Source organism: Cyanobacterium aponinum PCC 10605, assembly GCF_000317675.1.
Taxonomy (GTDB): Bacteria; Cyanobacteriota; Cyanobacteriia; order Cyanobacteriales; family Cyanobacteriaceae; genus PCC-10605.
Genome location: NC_019776.1, coordinates 746,697 through 765,610 on the forward strand (window position 1 = coordinate 746,697; position 18,914 = coordinate 765,610).

Sequence of the window (18,914 nt, forward strand, 5' to 3'; positions counted from 1 at the left end):
TGTTATCAAAAATTAACATTTACTCATGTATTCTATCTGTTGTCAAAAATTATTTTGCTTTCCAAGTGCCTCCATAACGATAAAAAGGATTGTCTTTTGCTAAAACATTCCAACAATTAGGACAAACTTGGTACCATTTATTACTCTCATCATATTGAATGCGATAACGAAGATTAACTAATTGATGACAGTAATCACAACTTTTTAGTTTTTTTGTTCTAGCCATTCATTCTAGTTAAATAAATGTAAATATAAGAACTAAAACAAGGCAAGAGGCAATGGGAGAATGAAGAATGAAAAATAGCTAACACCTAATTTTTAATTTTTAGTTTTCATTCTATCCTACTGATTTCTGATTTAGTCATTTCCCTCTCTCTTATCCCCCTTTCTGACTACTCTCTGCTCATTTCTTTCTCCTACACCCCAAACTTAATTTTTGCGATACCCTTAACCTATTCTTAAATCAATTTTTCTTGATATGAGCTTATAATATGTTAAGATAGAGAACAATAAAAACCTCTCAAATTATCTATATTCAAAAGAAAAAGAGTATTGATAGTTTATCAACTACAAAAAAATATAACAATATTATTTGATTGGTTAATAATATGCGCATTGGTATTAATGGCTTTGGCAGAATTGGCAGATTGGCATTAAGGGCTGGTTGGGGAAATCCAAACCTTGAATTCGTACATATTAACGAGCTAAAAGGGGGTGTCGAAACTGCCGCTCATTTGTTGGAATTTGATTCGGTGCATGGACGTTGGCATAAATCCCCTACCATAGAACATGAAAAAATATGTATTGATGGTAAATATATTTCTTTCAGCAGTTATTCTACGCCCCAAGAAGTACCTTGGCAAGATTTAGGAGTGGATTTGGTTATCGAAAGTTCAGGTAAATTTCGTACCCCAGACACCCTTAATCCCTACTTTGAAAATGGTGTGAAAAAAGTTGTTGTTGCCGCACCAGTGAAGGAAAATGCCCTTAATGTTGTAGTTGGGGTGAATGATCATCTCTACAATCCTGAAAAACATCACCTTTTAACTGCCGCTTCTTGTACTACAAACTGTTTAGCTCCTGTGGTCAAAGTCATTCATGAGGGTTTAGGAATTAAACATGGGGTTATCACTACCATTCACGATGTTACCAATACTCAAACCGTTGTTGATGCACCTCATAAAGATTTGAGAAGGGCGAGGTCTTGTTTACAATCTCTTGTGCCAACTACTACAGGCTCTGCAACTGCGATCGCACTTATTTATCCTGAGTTACAAGGAAAATTAAACGGCATAGCCGTCAGAGTGCCGATGTTAAATGCTTCCTTAACAGATTGTGTTTTTGAAGTAAATCGTAAAACTACCGTAGCTGAAGTTAATCAACTATTGAAAGAAGCCTCGGAAACAGCACCTTTAAAAGGCATTTTAGGTTATGAAGAACGTCCTTTAGTGTCAATAGATTACAAGGATGATGCGCGATCGAGTATTATCGATGCTCTTTCTACCATGGTAATTGATGATACTCAGGTGAAGATTTTAGCTTGGTATGACAACGAATGGGGTTACTCTAATCGTCTCATTGAGTTAGTTAATAAAATAGCCGTCAGCAATTAAAAAAAGAGGTGTCAGGTGTCAGGTTGCAGGTATCAGGTGAATTAAGATTCCCCTCTCTATTCTCTACTCCCCACTTATTACTGATAAATCATGGATAATAATATCAAAAATTATGCCCTCGTAACCGCCGCCTATTGGGGCTATACCGTCACTGATGGGGCATTAAGAATGTTGGTTTTACTGCACTTTAATAAACTCGGTTTTACCCCCATCGAAATTGCTTTTTTATTCCTTTTTTATGAAATTTTTGGCATTGTTACCAACTTTTTAGGTGGTTGGATTGGCTCACAATTTGGTTTAAGATTAACCCTTTATGGTGGTATTGGTTTACAGATTTTTGCCTTGGTTATGCTAGGTTTAATTAATCCTAATTGGGCTGTTTGGTTTCAGGTTGTCTATGTTATGACATCCCAAGCATTCTCAGGGATTGCGAAGGATTTAACCAAAATGAGTTCTAAAAGTGCTGTGCGTTTAGTTGTGCCGAAAGAAGCAGAATCAAAGCTATTTAAGTGGGTAGCAATCCTTACTGGTTCAAAAAATGCGTTAAAAGGAATTGGCTTTTTTGTAGGAGCAACTTTACTGCAATTATTCGGTTTTGAAAAGGCGTTATTTTATCAAGCGGCGGTTTTATTTATCATCTTTTTAAGTGGTAGATTTTTACCGAAAAATTTAGGCAAAATCAAAGCAAAAGTTAAATTTAAACAGTTATTTTCTAAGAGTAAAGCCATTAATATTTTATCTGCCGCAAGGTTTTTCTTGTTTGGTGCGAGGGATATATGGTTTGTGGTGGCGTTACCTGTATTTTTCCGCATGGAATTGGGTTGGAGTTTTATTCAAGTAGGTACTTATATGGCTTGTTGGGTAATTGGTTATGGTATCGTACAATCTTTATCCCCAACAATTCTAAGGCAGAATCAAGAAGGCAAAGCCCCTCAAGGAAAAACCATCCAAATTTGGACTTCTATTTTAACTATTATACCAGCCGCGATCGCACTTGCTTTTATGGCAGGTTTTCCGCCCCAGATTGTGATTACAGGGGGATTAATTATTTTTGGTATCGTTTTTGCTTTTAATTCTGCCGTCCATTCTTACCTCGTGTTAGCCTATACTGAAGATGATGACGTAGCCTTAAACGTTGGGTTTTACTACATGGCAAACTCTGGCGGGCGTTTACTTGGTACAATTACCTCTGGTATCGTTTATCAAACCATGGGTATCGAAGGTTGTTTATGGTTTTCCAGTGTATTTGTTTTAGTTGCGGCTTTAGTATCAGCAAAATTGCCTCCAGTTAAAGTTTTAGATAGTGCGAATGAATTAAGACATGAGATGTAGGAAAAAGGAAAGGGCAATTAATGATTAAAAATTCCTGAATCCTTTTTTAAAGCAATAATTAAAATTCGATGCCGGGTTGTGCTTTAATTCCTTGCTCTTTAAATGGGTGTTTAATTAACTTCATTTCTGTTACTAGATCAGCCATTTCTATTAGCTCTTTTTTTGCTCCTCTTCCTGTTAAAATAACATGACTATCTTGAGGTTTTTGTTGTAAAATTTTTAGCACTTCTTCTAAGTTTAAATAATCTAATTTTAGAGCAATATTAATTTCATCTAATAATACTAATTTATACTTAGGATTTAATATAAAATCTTTAGCTTTTTCCCATGCTTTATTTGCCATAAGAATATCTTTTTCTCGATCTTGAGTTTCCCAAGTAAAGCCTTCTCCCATGGCATAAAATTCTAATTGCCCAGACCATTTTTCTAACACTTCTTTCTCAGCAGGTTCCCAAGCTCCTTTTATAAACTGTATAATAGCAACCTTATAACCATGACCTAAACTGCGCATTACCATACCTAAAGCCGCAGTTGTTTTTCCTTTTCCATCTCCTGTATTGACAATAATTAAGCCTTTTTCTGATTTCATATTTGCTAACCGTTTATCTTGAACTTCCTTACGGCGTTGCATCTTTTTTTTATAATCTTCTGTGGTAATTGATTTATTCATTAGATTCTTTATTAATGTTTGACTTTCTTTATTTGTTACTTCTGATTTTAAGATAACCTAATTTTTGGATAAGCTGAAAGCATCCCAACTCGTAGTCAGAAAACCTTATAGCTTCTTAGAAATAGCGATAAAATTACCTTAATCCGAACTGATGTTAAATAGTTAAGAATTAAGAATGAAAAACCACGAATACTTATTTATTATTTATTACTTGTTTCCCCCTTTCCCTCATCACCTCATCCCCTCATCACCCTAGCACCTGCAACCTGCAACCTGCAACCTGCAACCTGCAACCTGCAACCTGAAACCTGCAACCTGAAACCTGACATCTAAACTTATCGGATATTCTTAAACCGAATTGAGGTTAAGATAATATTATGCCTTTTTCTGTCAAGATTCAATTGGAAAAATCCCCCTATGAATGCAAATTTCCAAACTACTGGCATTATTCTTCAAAAAAAGCCCTTCGGAGAAAATGATTTATTGATTTCTTTTCTGTCCCCTGAATTGGGGCTAAAAAAAGCGATCGCACCCAATGGAAGATTATATAAATCAACCCTGAGAGGGCGGACAGAATTACTGATGGTTAACGATTTTTTCCTGATTAAAGGAAGAAACCTCGATCGCATCTTACAAATTGAAGGACAAATATCTTATGGTCAATTAAATAGTAACATCGGGAAATTAACTATTAGTCAATATTTAGCAGAATTAGTTTTACATCTTGCCCATGAACAACCCCAGAAAGAGCTATATATGCTTTTTCTTGAACACTTAAGACGCATTGATAGTTTAACCGATAATGAACAATTATTTGCTTATCTAGCACAAGCAGTATTTCACCTATTAGCTATTAGTGGCATTGCCCCAGAAATTTATCATTGTGTTCATAATCAACGACAAATTCAACCTAATTTTGAGCAACCTTATTGGCGAGTAGGTTTTACTTTTCAAGGAGGAGGAGTGACAGAATATGTCAAATCTTCCTATTCTTCTCATTACTATCAAATTAATGATCATCTTAATGCTGTTGAATTAGCTTTATTGCAAAGTTTACCTAAACCCTCACTACTATCTGATTTAAGAGAAATAATACCCTTTAATTGTGATGATTTAGTAATTCAAAAAAGTTGGATGAGAATAGAACGAATTTTAAAAAATTATTTAGAATTTCACTTAGATTGCAAAATGCGATCAGCCGAAGTTATTGCAGATATTTTAATTGGCTTCTAAACTTTTAACTATAAAAATATTTTATTAGTAATAATAGAGACACAAAATTTTTAAGACAAAGACTGAATAATTATTTAACTTTAATATTCCTCGTTAAGATAAAGTAATAGCTAACGATTAATGAATGGTGAGTTTTTGTTATCTACTTTTATTAATTGATAGTGTTCAGGTTTTTAAAAATTAATAAAAACGGAAAAAGAATAAATTTTTTTATTATCAACTGTCTGAAAGCCTCACCTTTTATTTTTGAGTGTAAAATTAAACTAATTTTATATATTTTAGATTATAAAGAAAAATTAAGATTTTGTACTCTAAAAAAGTTTCAATATTATGCTAAATTCTATTTCCCAATGGCTTAAAAATTCTTTTGGACGCAAAATAGGCTTAGAAGTTTTGGTTTCCCTTTCTATCAGTACAATGATAGTTATAGTGAGACAGTTAGGGGGGTTTGAGTATTTTGACTTAGGCGTATATGATTGGTTATTAAAATTCCACACCCGTGAAAATCAAGATAATCGAATACTAACAGTTCTCATTACAGAAGACGATATTCAAACAGAAAAAAGATGGCCTATCAGTGACGGAACTTTAGCAAAAGCCATCAACATACTCTTAGAAAATGAACCTTATGCCATCGGAGTTGATTTATATCGTGATTTTCCCATTGAACCCGGCACAGATGATTTTACGAATCTTTTAGTTAATAGCGATCGAGTCTCGGTAGTATGTAAATTAGCCTCAGAAGCTCAACCTGCAGTTCCGCCCCCTCCTAGTTTACCCATAGATTTAGTCGGGTTTGCCGATATTGTTATTGATGGAGATGGTGTTGTCAGACGTAATTTGTTTTATGTTGAACCTCAAGAAAGTAGATGCCCAACTCCTTACTCTTTAGCGCTACAGCTAGCACTTTCTTATTTAATACCCCAAGGTATTGAACCTCAACTGGGAGAAAACGGTTCATTAATATTAGGTAAAGCAACTCTTAAACCGATTGATGGAAGTATTGGTGCTTATCGTCAAGTGGATGCTAGTGGTTATCAAATCATGCTTGATTACCGTCGGGGAAATTCTCCCACTCCTACCGTGACGTTAAATGATGTCTTACAAGGAAAAGTTGACCCTAAATTAATCAAAGATAAAGTAATTTTAATCGGAGTATCCGCCCCTAGTTTACGAGACTCTTTTTATACTCCTTTTAGTCGTCAGGGAGAAGATGTGGTATTAATGCCGGGAGTCACCCTTCATAGTTATATGGTAAGTCAATTGCTATCTTCTGCTATAGACGGACATCCCGTAATTTGGAGTTGGTCTAACGGAGGAGAAACTATTTGGATTTATTTTTGGGGTTTAGTGGGCAGTGCTTCTATTTTCTTGCTATCTCGACCTTTATTAATGATATTGCTACAGGGTTCATCTTTAGTCATTATAGTTGTTAGTGCCATCGTCTTTTCCTTTGAAGGGGGGTGGATTCCCGTTGTTCCTGCTATAGTTAGTTTTATGGGAGGTGCGATCGCACTTGTGGGCTACAACGCTTATAAAGCCAAAAACGAACAACTTTCCATTCAACAACAAGTATCAGATCAAGAAAAATCGATCGCAGTTTTACAAATGTTGTTAAAATCCCAATCTCAGACCCATAAAATATCCAAAGTAACAACCTATGAAGAAGGTTCAGTGATTGTTGGTCGTTATCAAATTATTAAACGCTTAGGAAAAGGCGGATTTGGCAATAGCTATCTTTCCGTTGATCAAATGTTACCCGGGAAACCCTACTGTGTGGTTAAACGCTTAAATGCTTATTCCGATGACACAAAAATTTTAACCCTGATGGAAAAATTACTAGAAACCGAAGCAAAAATTTTAGAAAAAGTAGGCAAACATCCTCAAATCCCCGACTTACTAGCTTATATTCAAGACAATAATAACTTTTTTCTCGTTCAAGAATATATTGACGGTCAAACCCTCATTCAAGAACTAAAAGATAAGACTAAATATAGTGAAAATGAAGTACTGCAAATTATTGAAGAAATAATGGAAATTTTGAGTTTCATTGAGCAATACAACTTAGTCCATCGAGATATAAAACCAGACAATATCCTTCGCCGTCAATCAGATAAATCCCTTGTATTAATAGATTTTGGTGGCATAAAACAAATCTTTAATTTAAAAAACGAAACAGCTATCAATGCAGTTAGTAATGAAGGCTATGCCTCACCTGAACAATTAGCAGGACAACCCGTCATGGCAAGTGACATTTACTCTGTGGGTATGGTAGCCATCCATTGTTTAACAGGAACATTCCCGGGTAAACTACCCAGAGACCCTCAAACAGGTGAAATTCTGTGGGATAGTAGCAAATATGTCAGCCCTGTAACTGCTAAAATCATCAAAAAAATGACCAGCTATCATTTCAAAGACCGTTACCAAAACGCACAGGAAGTAAGCAAAGACCTTAAACACTATAGATCACAAATAGAAGAATTAAAAAATCAAATTGACATCGATATTGAGATTGATGAAGAAAAAAAAGCCGAGGAAGTGTCAGAAATTGTCCATTCCGAAAACTTTTTACAGTTACAAGAAAAAGCAGAAAGGTTGCGCCGTAAAAGATTATCTTAACTTAAGTTCGGGGTTAGTTAGGGGCGAATGGACATTCCCCCGTAAAGGAGTTAGAAGTTATTAATTAACCTGAGTTTTGGATAAGCTGAAAGCATCCCAACTCGTAATCAGAAAACCTTATAGCTTCTTAGAAATAACGATAAAATTGCCTTAAACCGAACTGACGTTAAAAAATTAAGAATTAAGAATGAAAAACCACGAATACTTACTACTTATTTATTATTTATTACTTGTTTCCCCCTTTCCCCTCATCACCTCATCCCCCCATCCCCTAACACCTGCAACCTGCAACCTGACACCTAACCTTATCGGATATTCTTAAACCGAACTGAGGTTAATTATTCATCTTTGCCCCTTGCCCTTTACTGGTTCTGAAAAACTTAAGAAATTTTTAATAATTAACTATTGACGAATCCATAAAATTAGCTTATATTGTGACTGATTAGTCATATCATTGGGAGTAAAAAAATAAAACTCCACCTACTATCAATCAAACTCTGTCAATCAAATTAAATTTACACCTTCCATCCAGATAAAAACGAACCTGCCATGAGTATTAGATTTAACGAAGCTACCCTTAATACCAATGTCGCAACCCCTACTGGTATTATGTTTCTCGATTTAAACAACGATTTTTTACAAGATATAGTTGCCGTTTCCTCTGGTTTTGGAGGAGATGATTTAATTTGGCACAAAAGTAATAGTAATGGCACTCAAAGCACCTCTCCCACATTAATTTATGGAGAGTTAACAGGAGGGCGCAATGGTTTCTATGGTGCGGATATGGATAGAGATGGAGATATAGACTTAGTTACCGCAGAAAATAATGATGATGATGTTACTATTTGGTATAACACCAATGGGCAAGGCACTTCTTGGAGTGGTAGAAAAATATCGGATAACTTTGAAGGGGCGACAGATTTATATATAGCTGATTTTGGTAGCGATGGTTGGGTGGACATTATTGGTGCGTCAGAAGACGAAGACGATGTTTCTATCTGGCGACAAACTTCCAATGGTAGTTTTGCTAATGAATCAAGAATAGATAATAGTTTAGGGGAAGCAAGGGCGATTTATGGGGGTGATTTAAACGGCGATGGCAGACGAGACGTAGTTGCTGGTGGTGAAGAAGGTTTATTTTGGTATCGCAACAATGAGAATGGTACAAATTGGACACAACTTAGTATTGTTGGTAGTAGCTATCAACCTCAAGACTTGAAACTTGCAGATATAGATAACGATAATGATTTGGATATTATTATCGCCGCCGATAATGGGGTTTATTATTGGAGGAATAACAGTAATGGTACTTTTAGCGGGCCTACTCAAGTCGTTAACTTTAAGGTAGCACAAATTGCCGTCGCCGATCTCGATCGAGATGGAGATAATGATTTAATTTTTGGTAGTAACAGCAGTAATGCGAGTCTTTACTGGTATTCCAACAACGGTAGTGGCGGTTTTGCTTCCTTTACTATTGATAGCAGTGGTTTAAATAATATCACTGCCGTAGGGGTGGGAGATTTGGATAATGATGGTTTTACTGATATTGCCATTGGCACAGACGGAGAAGATGATCTATTTCGCTATCGTAATGAGTTAAGATGGGCGGCTATTCTTGTTGATAGTAATCCTGTGGAGGGTGGAGATAGTGGTACGTTTACCATTCTTTTGGATTCTAGTGCTGTCGCTTCTACTCCTGTAACCTACACCATAAGTGGCACGGCAACTAATAATGTTGATTATACTATATCCGGAAACACCACTATCCCCGCAGGGGCTTCTTCTGCCACTATCACCATTAATCCTATCAATGATGTTAATTATGATCCCAATGAGACTGTTACTTTAACTTTAACGGGTAATGGCATTAATAACGGTTATGTTGTCAATCCTAGTTTCTCTAGTGCTACTTTAACTATAAACGATCCCACTCCCGTTGTCAGTATAAGCTCATCTGGGGTAACAAATCCTTCTGAATCTGGTATTATTGGGCAATTCACTATTTCCTTAAATACCACCGCTACCAGCAATTTTAGTATTCCCTATAGCTTATCAGGCGCGAGTAATGACACTATCCTTGATAACGATACTAACCCCAATAATGGTAGTTTAGGCTCAACTATTCCCATTGGTATAGGGGAAAGCAGTAAGACGATTTATGTTTTTGCTAAGGATGACTTTACCTACGAAGCCAATGAGAGTTTTATTTTTACCTTATTACCCACAACTCCAGTGGTCAACAATATTGCTTTAGGTTCGGGGTATAGAGTAGATTTAAGTAAAAATAGTCGCACTTTAAATATTATCGACAATGAACCTATAGTAACAGTTAGTGGTGTTAAAAATCTGCAAGAGGGTAGCGATAATGGGGAGTTTATCGGTTATGTGGACATTATTCTTGATCAAATCGTCACTAAGCAACCCGGTTTGTCAGTATATTATAACATCACGGGGGGAAGTGCCACCCAATTCACCGACTATTTTAACTCTCAGGGAAGATTAACCAGTGGTAGTAACGCCCAAAATGTGGTTTTTATTCCCAATGGTGCAGATTCTGCTAGATTATATTTAAGTGCCTTACCAGATGCGATCGCAGAAGCCACTGAAACCATTACCATATCTTTAATTAACGATCAAAATCCTAACACTACTCCCGATTATGCCGTAGGAAATAATTATGCTTTAGGAAGTGCCGTCACCGCCACCGTTAATATCACCGATAGTGGACATTATAGCCCGAATATTGCCATCCTCGATCGCACCCTTAATGCCGTTACCAACACAAATCCCTTAGAAGCCAATAGCCAAGGAGAGGTTAACTTTAGTGTTAAATTAACTAGCCAACCAACCCAAAATGTCACCGTCAGAGTTGATAACGTTACCCTTACCTTTACCTCCTCTAACTGGGATACACCACAAAACATTACCTTAAATGGTATCACTTCCTCTCGAAATTTAGCAGTCACTAGCACCAGTAACGACAGCAACTATAATAACCGCACTAGCAATATTACCATTAATCCCGATGACGGCATTCCTAATTTAGATGTTACTGAAGGAGAAAACCCTCTTCCCACAATTATCCCTAGTGTGACTATCCTCTTAGAAAACGATACCAATGAGGGAAGCGAATTAGCAGGGGTGTTTAAATTATTGTTGAATAATCCAGCCCCAAGAGGTGGTTTAATTGTTAACTATCAAGTAGCAGGCACAGCTACCCCTAATGTTGATTATAATACCCTGCCCGGTGCGATCGAAATTCCAGAAGGAGAAACCAGTGTTTTCTTAAATGTCCCCGTTATCGATGATACGGTAAAAGAAAATGCAGAAACCGTCATTGTTACTCTGCAAGCAGGAGATGGTTACACTATTAATAACGCTACTTCCAACGTCACCCTAACCATTAGTGATGATGATGAGTCTGCCATTGAATTTGCTACTCCTCAAACCACCGCATCTATTACTGATAGCAATGATTTATTAACCGTCAGTGTGGTTAGTTTTAATGATAATAGTGGCACTTTTACTGTGGCATTAAATCAACAACCTTCTCAAAATGTCACCGTTACTTTAAGGGATGCTTTAAATAATAATGCCAGTGGAGGAAGTTTAACCTTTACCCCTGAGAATTGGCAATCACCCCAAAATCTAACCCTCACTAATTTGACTGCTAATAACAGTGATGATTTTAACTATCAAATTACCGCCGTCACCGATAGTCAAGATAGTAACTATCAAAATCAAACCCTTAACTTTCCCATTGTTACTAATACTTTAAATACTACTATCACCAGTGTTTTAACAACGGAAGGGGAAGAAGACATTTTGTTAGTGAAACTGACTAGCCAACCTAGTAGTAATGTCACCCTTAGTTTTAGTGAAATTGATGCTACGGAAAATAGTTTTTCTACTAATACCCTTACTTTTACTCCCGATAATTGGAATAGTTATCAAAATATCAATGTTAGTGGGTTAAGAGACGATCGCACCGATGGAGATATAACCTATAATGTTAAGGTGACGACAACTAGCAGTGATAGTAACTATAACGGAGTTTATCAACTATTACCCATTACGAATACAGATATTGATAGTGATGTGGTTAATAATGAGCCTGAACCAGATGATAACCTAGAAACCGATCCTTTAGTTACCATTAATATTCAAGGTAGCAGTGAAATCGGAGAAAGTGACACTACTGGGGGTAAGTTTAGAATCTCAGTGGGAGAGGGTAGTTCAAGCGAGCCTGTTAACGTACGTTATTCCATCTTAACTAATCCCCGTGATAATAATGCCACAGAGGGGGTTGACTATCAATCTTTTAATTTATTTGAGCAACAATTAGGCACAGAAAACCCTTTCAATAGTTTTGATATTGGTAGCTATAGCGCCCCCAGTGTGATAGATTTAGATCAAGATGGAGATTTAGACCTTTTTATCGGTAATTATGAAGGTGCGATCGACTATTATGAAAATACTGGCACAAAAAATCAACCTAGCTTTACTAGAAATACCAGTAATAATCCTTTTAGTGCCATTGACTTAAATGGTGCAACTTCCCCTGGTTATTCAAATCCCGCTTTCGGTGATGTTGACGGCGATGATGATCAAGATTTAATCTTAGGTAGTAGTGATGGTAAGATTCGTTTTTATCGTAATAATAACCTTACCTTTACAGAAATAACAGGCTCAAATAATCCCTTTAATAGTATCGACATCGGAGATTATAGCGCCCCTATTCTCGTAGATATTGACTCTGACAGTGACTTAGATTTATTTGTCGGTAGCGGTGATGGTTTAATCAAGTTTTATCGCAACACTGGTAGTGAAACAAATCCTGTTTTTGTGGAAGAAAATGCAGAAAATCCCTTCCAAAATGTGGACTTGGGCGATCGCGCTAGTATAATATTTGCAGATTTAGATGAAGATGGAGACTTAGACGCTGTTTTAACAGGAGATACTAACGGTGCGACTAAGTCGGGAGGAGTAATGGAATATTGGTTAAATATTGGCACTCCTTCTCAACCTAATTTTATTCAAGATGATAGCCTATTTGAACGCAGTGATTTTACAATACCAGATAATGTGCGTCCTATTTTTGGAGATATAAATGGAGATTTAGATGAGGATTTATTATTTGGTAATATTGATGGGATTATTGACTATTATGAGAATTTATCTAGTGGCGAAATAACCATTATTCCGGGGCAATTTGCCGATATTGATTTAAATCCTTTTGCTGATAACTTTGCCGAAGGAGATGAAAATGTTACCGTTGTTTTAAATACTAATCAAGGCTATTATATTGACTCAGAAAATACTACCATTACTTATACTATTAAAGATGATGATGTAGCAGGGGTTTCTATTACTGATAATGAAGGAAATAACATTACTGGTAAAACTTATATCACTAGCGAAGCTGATAATTCACCCCAAACATTTAAAGTAAAACTTACTAGCCAACCCACCGATAATGTCATTGTTTATTTAGGCACAAATAATAAAAATGAGGGTATTTTATCCGCAGAGTTTCAAGAAAATCAAGAGGTAATTTCTTTTTACTTTACTCCTGATAATTGGAATATTGAGCAAAGTTTTACTGTGAATCCTCAAGATGATTTAAGAGACGATGAAACCGTCGCTTATCAAATAATTTCTACCGTTAAAAGTGGTGATGATTTTTACAACAATTTAGAAGTTAGTGACATTACTCTTAATAATCAAGATAATGATAACGCAGGTATTAATGTTGTCCAAATAAGTGGTAATTCTACAGAGGGAAGCAGTAACTCTTATCAAATTTCCTTAAAGACTCAACCTCTTTCCCCTGTCAATGTCACCATGACACCCAGTAACGAGGAAATCAAATTTTCTAATCAAGGTTTCTCTCAACCTCTCACCCTCTCCTTTAATGAAGATAACTGGAATATTCCTCAAACTGTCACCGTCTTTGCCGTTGACGATACCAAAGTTGAATATAACCACTCCACGAATATTGATTTTAGTATTGAGTCTGAGGATAATGCCTATAGTAGTCTAACTCCTCCTCAACCCATCGAAGTTAACATCGCCGATAACGATTTACCCTTAGCTACCCTTGCGGTGACGCAAAATGCCACAGAGGAAGCCATGCCGGGTTACTTTACTATCTCGGTAAGCGAAGCCGTTGATTCCGCCTTTGGCGCAACGGGTTTAAATGTTGCCTATCGAGTCTTAGGCAGTAGTAGCGCGGTTAATGGTTTTGACTATCAAACGGTATTGGAAACAGGAAGCGTGAGAGTCGCACCGGGAGAAACTAGCACAACTTTAACGATTTCTTCCATTGATAACTTTATTGATGATGGTGATAAGCAAGTTGTTATCGAATTGTTAGCAGGGGATGGTTATAGTTTGGGAGAGACTACCACTAACACCCTCGTGATTATAAATAATGATAAGGCAGGAGTGCAAATTATTCAGAGTGGTATTGTGCCTGTTGTCAAAGAAGGGGAAAGCTATACTTTCTATGTCTCTTTATTAAGTGAGCCAACTCAGACAACTACAATTAATTTCTCTGATAGTCCAAATGAATTAAATAACGTTAACCCCCTCACCTTCACTTCTGAAAATTGGTATATACCACAAGCTGTCACAATAAGTGCGATCGACGAAAATATTGCAGAGACAGGAGAAAATCACACTACCCAATTAGCATTTATTTTTGATGGTGCATCGGAGTATGAAAATTTAGATGAGCCTGTTAACCTTGAAGTTAATATTATCGATCGAACCTTTGATAGTGTCAATACAGCGTTAGGTTTACAGTATAGTTTAAATAGTATTGAAAGGGCGTTTACCGAATCTAGTTTACCTTTAATTGGTAGTGGCTCAACCTTATCTCTTTTCTTTGACGAAATCACCGAAAAAATTGTCAATGAAATTTACATAACTAATAATTTAACAGCGTGGAAATTAGAGGAAATATTCAGGAATTTATTGCCTGAAACTTTAGGGAATAACCTTTCTAATTTGCAAATAGATTATACCCCTAATAATAATGATACTCCTTTCACTATTGCCTTTACTGTTACTTATAATGATCAAATTATTCCCCTGAGTAAAAATTTAGCAATTCCCTCCCTTGATTTAACTGTCAATGGCGAAGCCCAAGGGGATATTATTTATGATTTTACTTTAGGTTTTGGTATCAATAAAACTGGTGGTTATTATCTGGATACTTCTAAAACAGTTTTAAATCCAGATATTAAATTTGATAATGTGACTTTAACAGGTATTGATAGCATCAATGGTTTAAGTGTTGATTTTGCTGATGAAGGTATTGATTTAGATTTAGATTATGACATTAAATTAGTAGGTAATAACTTAGATACTTCTACTTTAAATATACTTAAAAACCAACCAACACAAGAATTATTCACTAACTTTGACTATGATTTTACAGGAGAAAGTTTTGCGACATTATCCCTGTCTGCTACTCCCGATGAAAGAATTACTAATTTATTTCCTGCGATAACTTTTGATTTAGCAGTGGAAGAATTACCCCTCTATAACTATGCCGATGAAGCAAAAATTGAACTTAATGACTTTACGGTTAGTCTGCAAAATGTGGCTTTAGATGTACAATCTTTAATCAGAGGTTATGTTAAAAAATATGTTGATTTAATTGATGAAATTTTACAGCCTATTTATCCCATTATTGATGCCCTTAACGCCGATACGAAATTTCTTTCTGCTTTAGAATTAGACTTTCTTTTTGATAATAATAATGATGGCAAGGTATCAGTATTGGAATTAGTTTTTACCCTTCTCAATGTTGATGATGATAGTGGCGATAATGATGCTTTACAAAATTTAGGCTTTGATGGTTTTGATGATGGTGACTCCCTTGACTTTTACGAATTTATCGATGCCATTAATGAGTTAATTGAAGTCGTCAGATTAGTTGATGACTATATTGCTGATGATAGTAATGTTTTAATTGATATAGGTTCAGTTAGTACATCAGTTCAAAATGGAGAGGTTGATTTGAGTCGTGATGATTTAACTATACCAGATGGTAACATTCTCGATCGCATCGCTAATAATCCTCTCGCCACAGATGATTTAGAGAAATTAATTGATAGTATTCTGTCTTTAGATGGTTTAGAAATACCTTTGTTAACAGACTTTTTCTCGGTAGCAGGTTTATTACTAGGGCAGGAAAACGTTGACTTTTTAATCTATGATGTGCCTGATTTAGATTTTGATATTAGTATCGATTTGTCTGATATTGGTTTAGATGCCATTTTACCTGAGTATGGTTTGGATGCAGTTTTAGAAATCGCATTAGGGCTTAATTCTAACCTTTATTTGGCTTATGATGCTTATGGATTGAATGAGTGGCAGAAAACAGGTTTTGATGATAGTAAACTAAACTTACTATTAGATGGGCTTTATTTGCGAGATGTGGATGAAAATGGTAAGGATGTCAATGAGTTAGGCGCTTCTTTTGGTGTGGATATTGGCATGGAATTTAATGCTATTGTGGCAAAGGCGCGGATGACAGGAGGTGTGCAAAGTGATAATGATGTTAAACTTGATTTTGTGGATGGTGGTGAATATCAAGGGTTAGGCGATGGTATCATTCGCTATTCTGAATTATCACCTTTATTCACTGGTGATCTTAGTGTACTCGAAATTAGTGGTGCGATCGAGGCTTTTTTAAATACGAAGGTGCAAGTAGGTGTCGATGCGGGTTTATTCGAGATAATGGAAACCATTCTTGATATTGACATTCTTACTTACAAAATTTGGGATATTGAAGATGTCTTAAAAGAATTGGGTATCAGTGGTTTTGCTAGTCAAAGTTACATACAAGGAGGCACGGTATTTTTTGATGTTAACTTTAACGGTCAACTAGATCAAGGGGAAATTTCTACTATTAGTAATGATGACGGTAGTTTTAATTTGCCAGTGGATTTAGTACCTTTCGATCGCAATCGCAATGGTATTATAGATGATCAAGATGGACGTTTAGTGGTTATAGATGGGGTTGACACCGCAACAGGATTACCGATTAATACTCCATTTTTTGCCACCGTTGACTATACCATGATTACTCCCCTTACCAGTCTGGTGCAAAAAATCCATCAATCAGGCATTGACATCGAGTTAGCCGAAGCAAAAATTAAAGAGATATTCGCTTTACCCCAAACCCTTGATTTATCAAATTTTGATCCCATGTCTGCCATAAACAATGGAGATATTAACGGGAAAAAAGTCTATACCAGTCATGTTATTACTCAAGGAGTAATTGCCGTTTTAACTCAGTTTATCTCGGGTATCACCAATCAAACTCCCGCCCAAGTGGCTGATCAAGTTATTGGTGCGATCGCACTTAGTGTATATAATGAGGATATTGGTAATTTTTATAACCTCTCTTTTCTCGACAATTTGATTACTGACTTAGTTGACGAGGTAGGAGGTGAATTTAGCGACGATGAATTAACAAACATTACCGATGTTTTAAGCCGTATCTTAACCATTGGCACTCAACTAATTGCCATCACAGGGGAAAATTCTACGGTAGATGATGTCGTCACCAATCTTAACTCCCTGAAAATAGCCTTACAATTCGATTTGGGTAATATCTTAGGGCAGTTAGGTGCAGGTTTAATTACTCCTTCTGCGGTGGATGAATTACTCCATAACTGGCAAGGAAGATTACAAGAGTCTGCTAATGTGCCAAATTTATTCGCCTTAGTTTTGGCTTTACAAACAGAGGAAATCCCCGAAGATATAGCGACTCAAAAGGTTTTAACTATTTTTGATCTTCCCCAAGATTTTGATTTAACTAAAACACCCTTATCACCTACCGATGATCCTATTTTAAGTCAACAGGTACTAATTTTAGAAAATCAACTCACTTTGCTATATCAATTAGGGGGGCAAGTTTTACAAAGTGCAGGTATTACCGACTCTCACGAAGCACAATGGTTAATTAGTCGTGCCACTGCTGAATATATTTATCATAATCCTGACATTGATTTAACTGATTCCCAAGTCATTAACCAAATTATTGATTCTGCAATTCTCTTTTCCACCCTTACAGTGGAAGATTCTATCATAGAAAGTAAACGCGATCGCATTGCTTCCGTAAATACCACCTTAGATGTAATTAATCAGGGAAATAATAACTATGAGGAATTAGCGAATCAACAACAACAAATTCTCGATAATGTCTTAGAATACTCCTCTCCCTATCACTATCCTTTACCCTTAGTTGTCAATCAAAATGAAGAAGAAACCCTTTACACTCCTCAGCCCATTGATACTAAGTTTCAAATATCCGCCCTTAATGTCTCCGATAACTATGAGTTAGGTATCAAAACCCCTGACGGTGAATCGATTATCCTCTTAGAAAACTTGCCCGGTAGCGATGATTCTACTTTAACTAATACTTTAGATGAGATTACCGTAGATACCTTAATGGGTAGTGAAACCAAGTTTTTTGGCTCATTAATAAACGCACCAGAGGGTTTAGCTACCTTTACCGATAGTGGTTTAGAATTTTATCTTACTATTAATGGTGAAACTTACAGTTCACAAAATCCAGAACAACTGGAAATTTCCTCTAAAGGCAGTCAAGGTTTAGCCTTAACTTTTAAAGACGAAAATGACACCGTTGCGGAATTTGCCATTAACACACCTGTTTTTCTCACCCCCGGTTTAGACAAGGGCGAGAATACCACCATTAATCTTACTATTGCCCGAAGTGCGGCGAATGAAAACACCATCGGTATTTACCAAGTGGATGGTTTAACAGGAGGAATTATAAGAGGCGATCGCACTATCATGCCCAATGATCCCGAATATGATAAAATAGCCATTCAGAAGGCACAATCTTCGGGATTAATATTTGAAACCCCCGAAAACATGAACATAGATAACTACACCATCGCCTTACCTAATGCTCGTATTTTTGGTTTCTTCCTTCTGGTTAATGGCAACACAGAAGAATATTTGAATCAAGGAGAAGAATTAGAAGAATCAATTTACAGCTTTTTCTCTTATGGCAGTGCCAATAAAGACAACAGGCAACATTTTACCTCCCTTGGCGATAATATTTTTGGCTTTGAGGATACTTTTGGTGGGGGTGATAATGATTTTAATGACATTTTATTGCAAATCAATTATACAGAGGTTTAGCTGTCATTAACGTTTTTTCTTTTACCCTAACCTCAGTTTTGAAACAAAACCTGATAATAAATATCTCCGAAAAACGAAGGATTAGGGTAAATACTTTGATTTATGAACATTTTGAATTACTTGGTGACTTTTATCTTTACCAATCTCACTTTTTTGCAACCCCTAAGTATAATTTTTGGCTCTATCACTTCTCGTCGTGTAAATTATTCGTGTTTGGTAGGCAAGAGGCAAGAGGCAAGAGGCAATAGGGGATTATT

General features: G+C 36.2%; 7 protein-coding genes. 5 read left to right on the plus strand and 2 right to left on the minus strand.

Going from position 1 to position 18,914, the window contains the following annotated elements:
• Positions 1 to 49: 49 nt before the first annotated feature.
• Positions 50 to 226, minus strand: a complete 177-nt coding sequence (locus tag CYAN10605_RS18770; protein WP_015218477.1) for a DUF8622 domain-containing protein — start codon at positions 224 to 226, stop codon at positions 50 to 52.
• 382 nt (positions 227 to 608) lie between these two features.
• Here CYAN10605_RS18770 and CYAN10605_RS03075 point away from each other — a divergent pair, with 382 nt between their 5' ends.
• Positions 609 to 1,613 (plus strand): ArsJ-associated glyceraldehyde-3-phosphate dehydrogenase, encoded by a 1,005-nt coding sequence (locus CYAN10605_RS03075; RefSeq protein WP_015218478.1) that lies wholly within the window; start codon positions 609 to 611, stop codon positions 1,611 to 1,613.
• Positions 1,614 to 1,703: 90 nt separating this feature from the next.
• A complete protein-coding gene (arsJ, locus tag CYAN10605_RS03080; protein WP_015218479.1) occupies positions 1,704 to 2,945 on the plus strand; it encodes an organoarsenical effux MFS transporter ArsJ in 1,242 nt (413 codons plus the stop codon).
• Between the two features lie 58 nt (positions 2,946 to 3,003).
• Here the strand turns inward: arsJ and cobO are convergent, their stop codons facing one another.
• Positions 3,004 to 3,615 carry a cob(I)yrinic acid a,c-diamide adenosyltransferase gene (gene cobO / locus CYAN10605_RS03085; RefSeq protein ID WP_015218480.1) on the minus strand — a complete coding sequence of 204 codons (612 nt, stop codon included), beginning with the start codon at positions 3,613 to 3,615 and terminating at the stop codon, positions 3,004 to 3,006.
• Positions 3,616 to 4,032: 417 nt separating this feature from the next.
• Between cobO and recO the strand changes: the two genes are divergently transcribed.
• From recO to CYAN10605_RS03100, 3 genes are all read left to right on the plus strand, one after another.
• Complete coding sequence (gene recO, locus CYAN10605_RS03090; protein ID WP_015218481.1) at positions 4,033 to 4,848, plus strand: DNA repair protein RecO; 816 nt, start codon at positions 4,033 to 4,035, stop codon at positions 4,846 to 4,848.
• Between the two features lie 330 nt (positions 4,849 to 5,178).
• The gene (locus tag CYAN10605_RS03095) at positions 5,179 to 7,467 is read left to right on the plus strand and encodes a CHASE2 domain-containing serine/threonine-protein kinase (protein ID WP_015218482.1); all 2,289 of its coding nucleotides are present in this window, start codon (positions 5,179 to 5,181) and stop codon (positions 7,465 to 7,467) included.
• A gap of 549 nt (positions 7,468 to 8,016) precedes the next feature.
• The gene (locus tag CYAN10605_RS03100) at positions 8,017 to 18,657 is read left to right on the plus strand and encodes an FG-GAP-like repeat-containing protein (RefSeq protein ID WP_015218483.1); all 10,641 of its coding nucleotides are present in this window, start codon (positions 8,017 to 8,019) and stop codon (positions 18,655 to 18,657) included.
• Positions 18,658 to 18,914 lie beyond the last annotated feature (257 nt).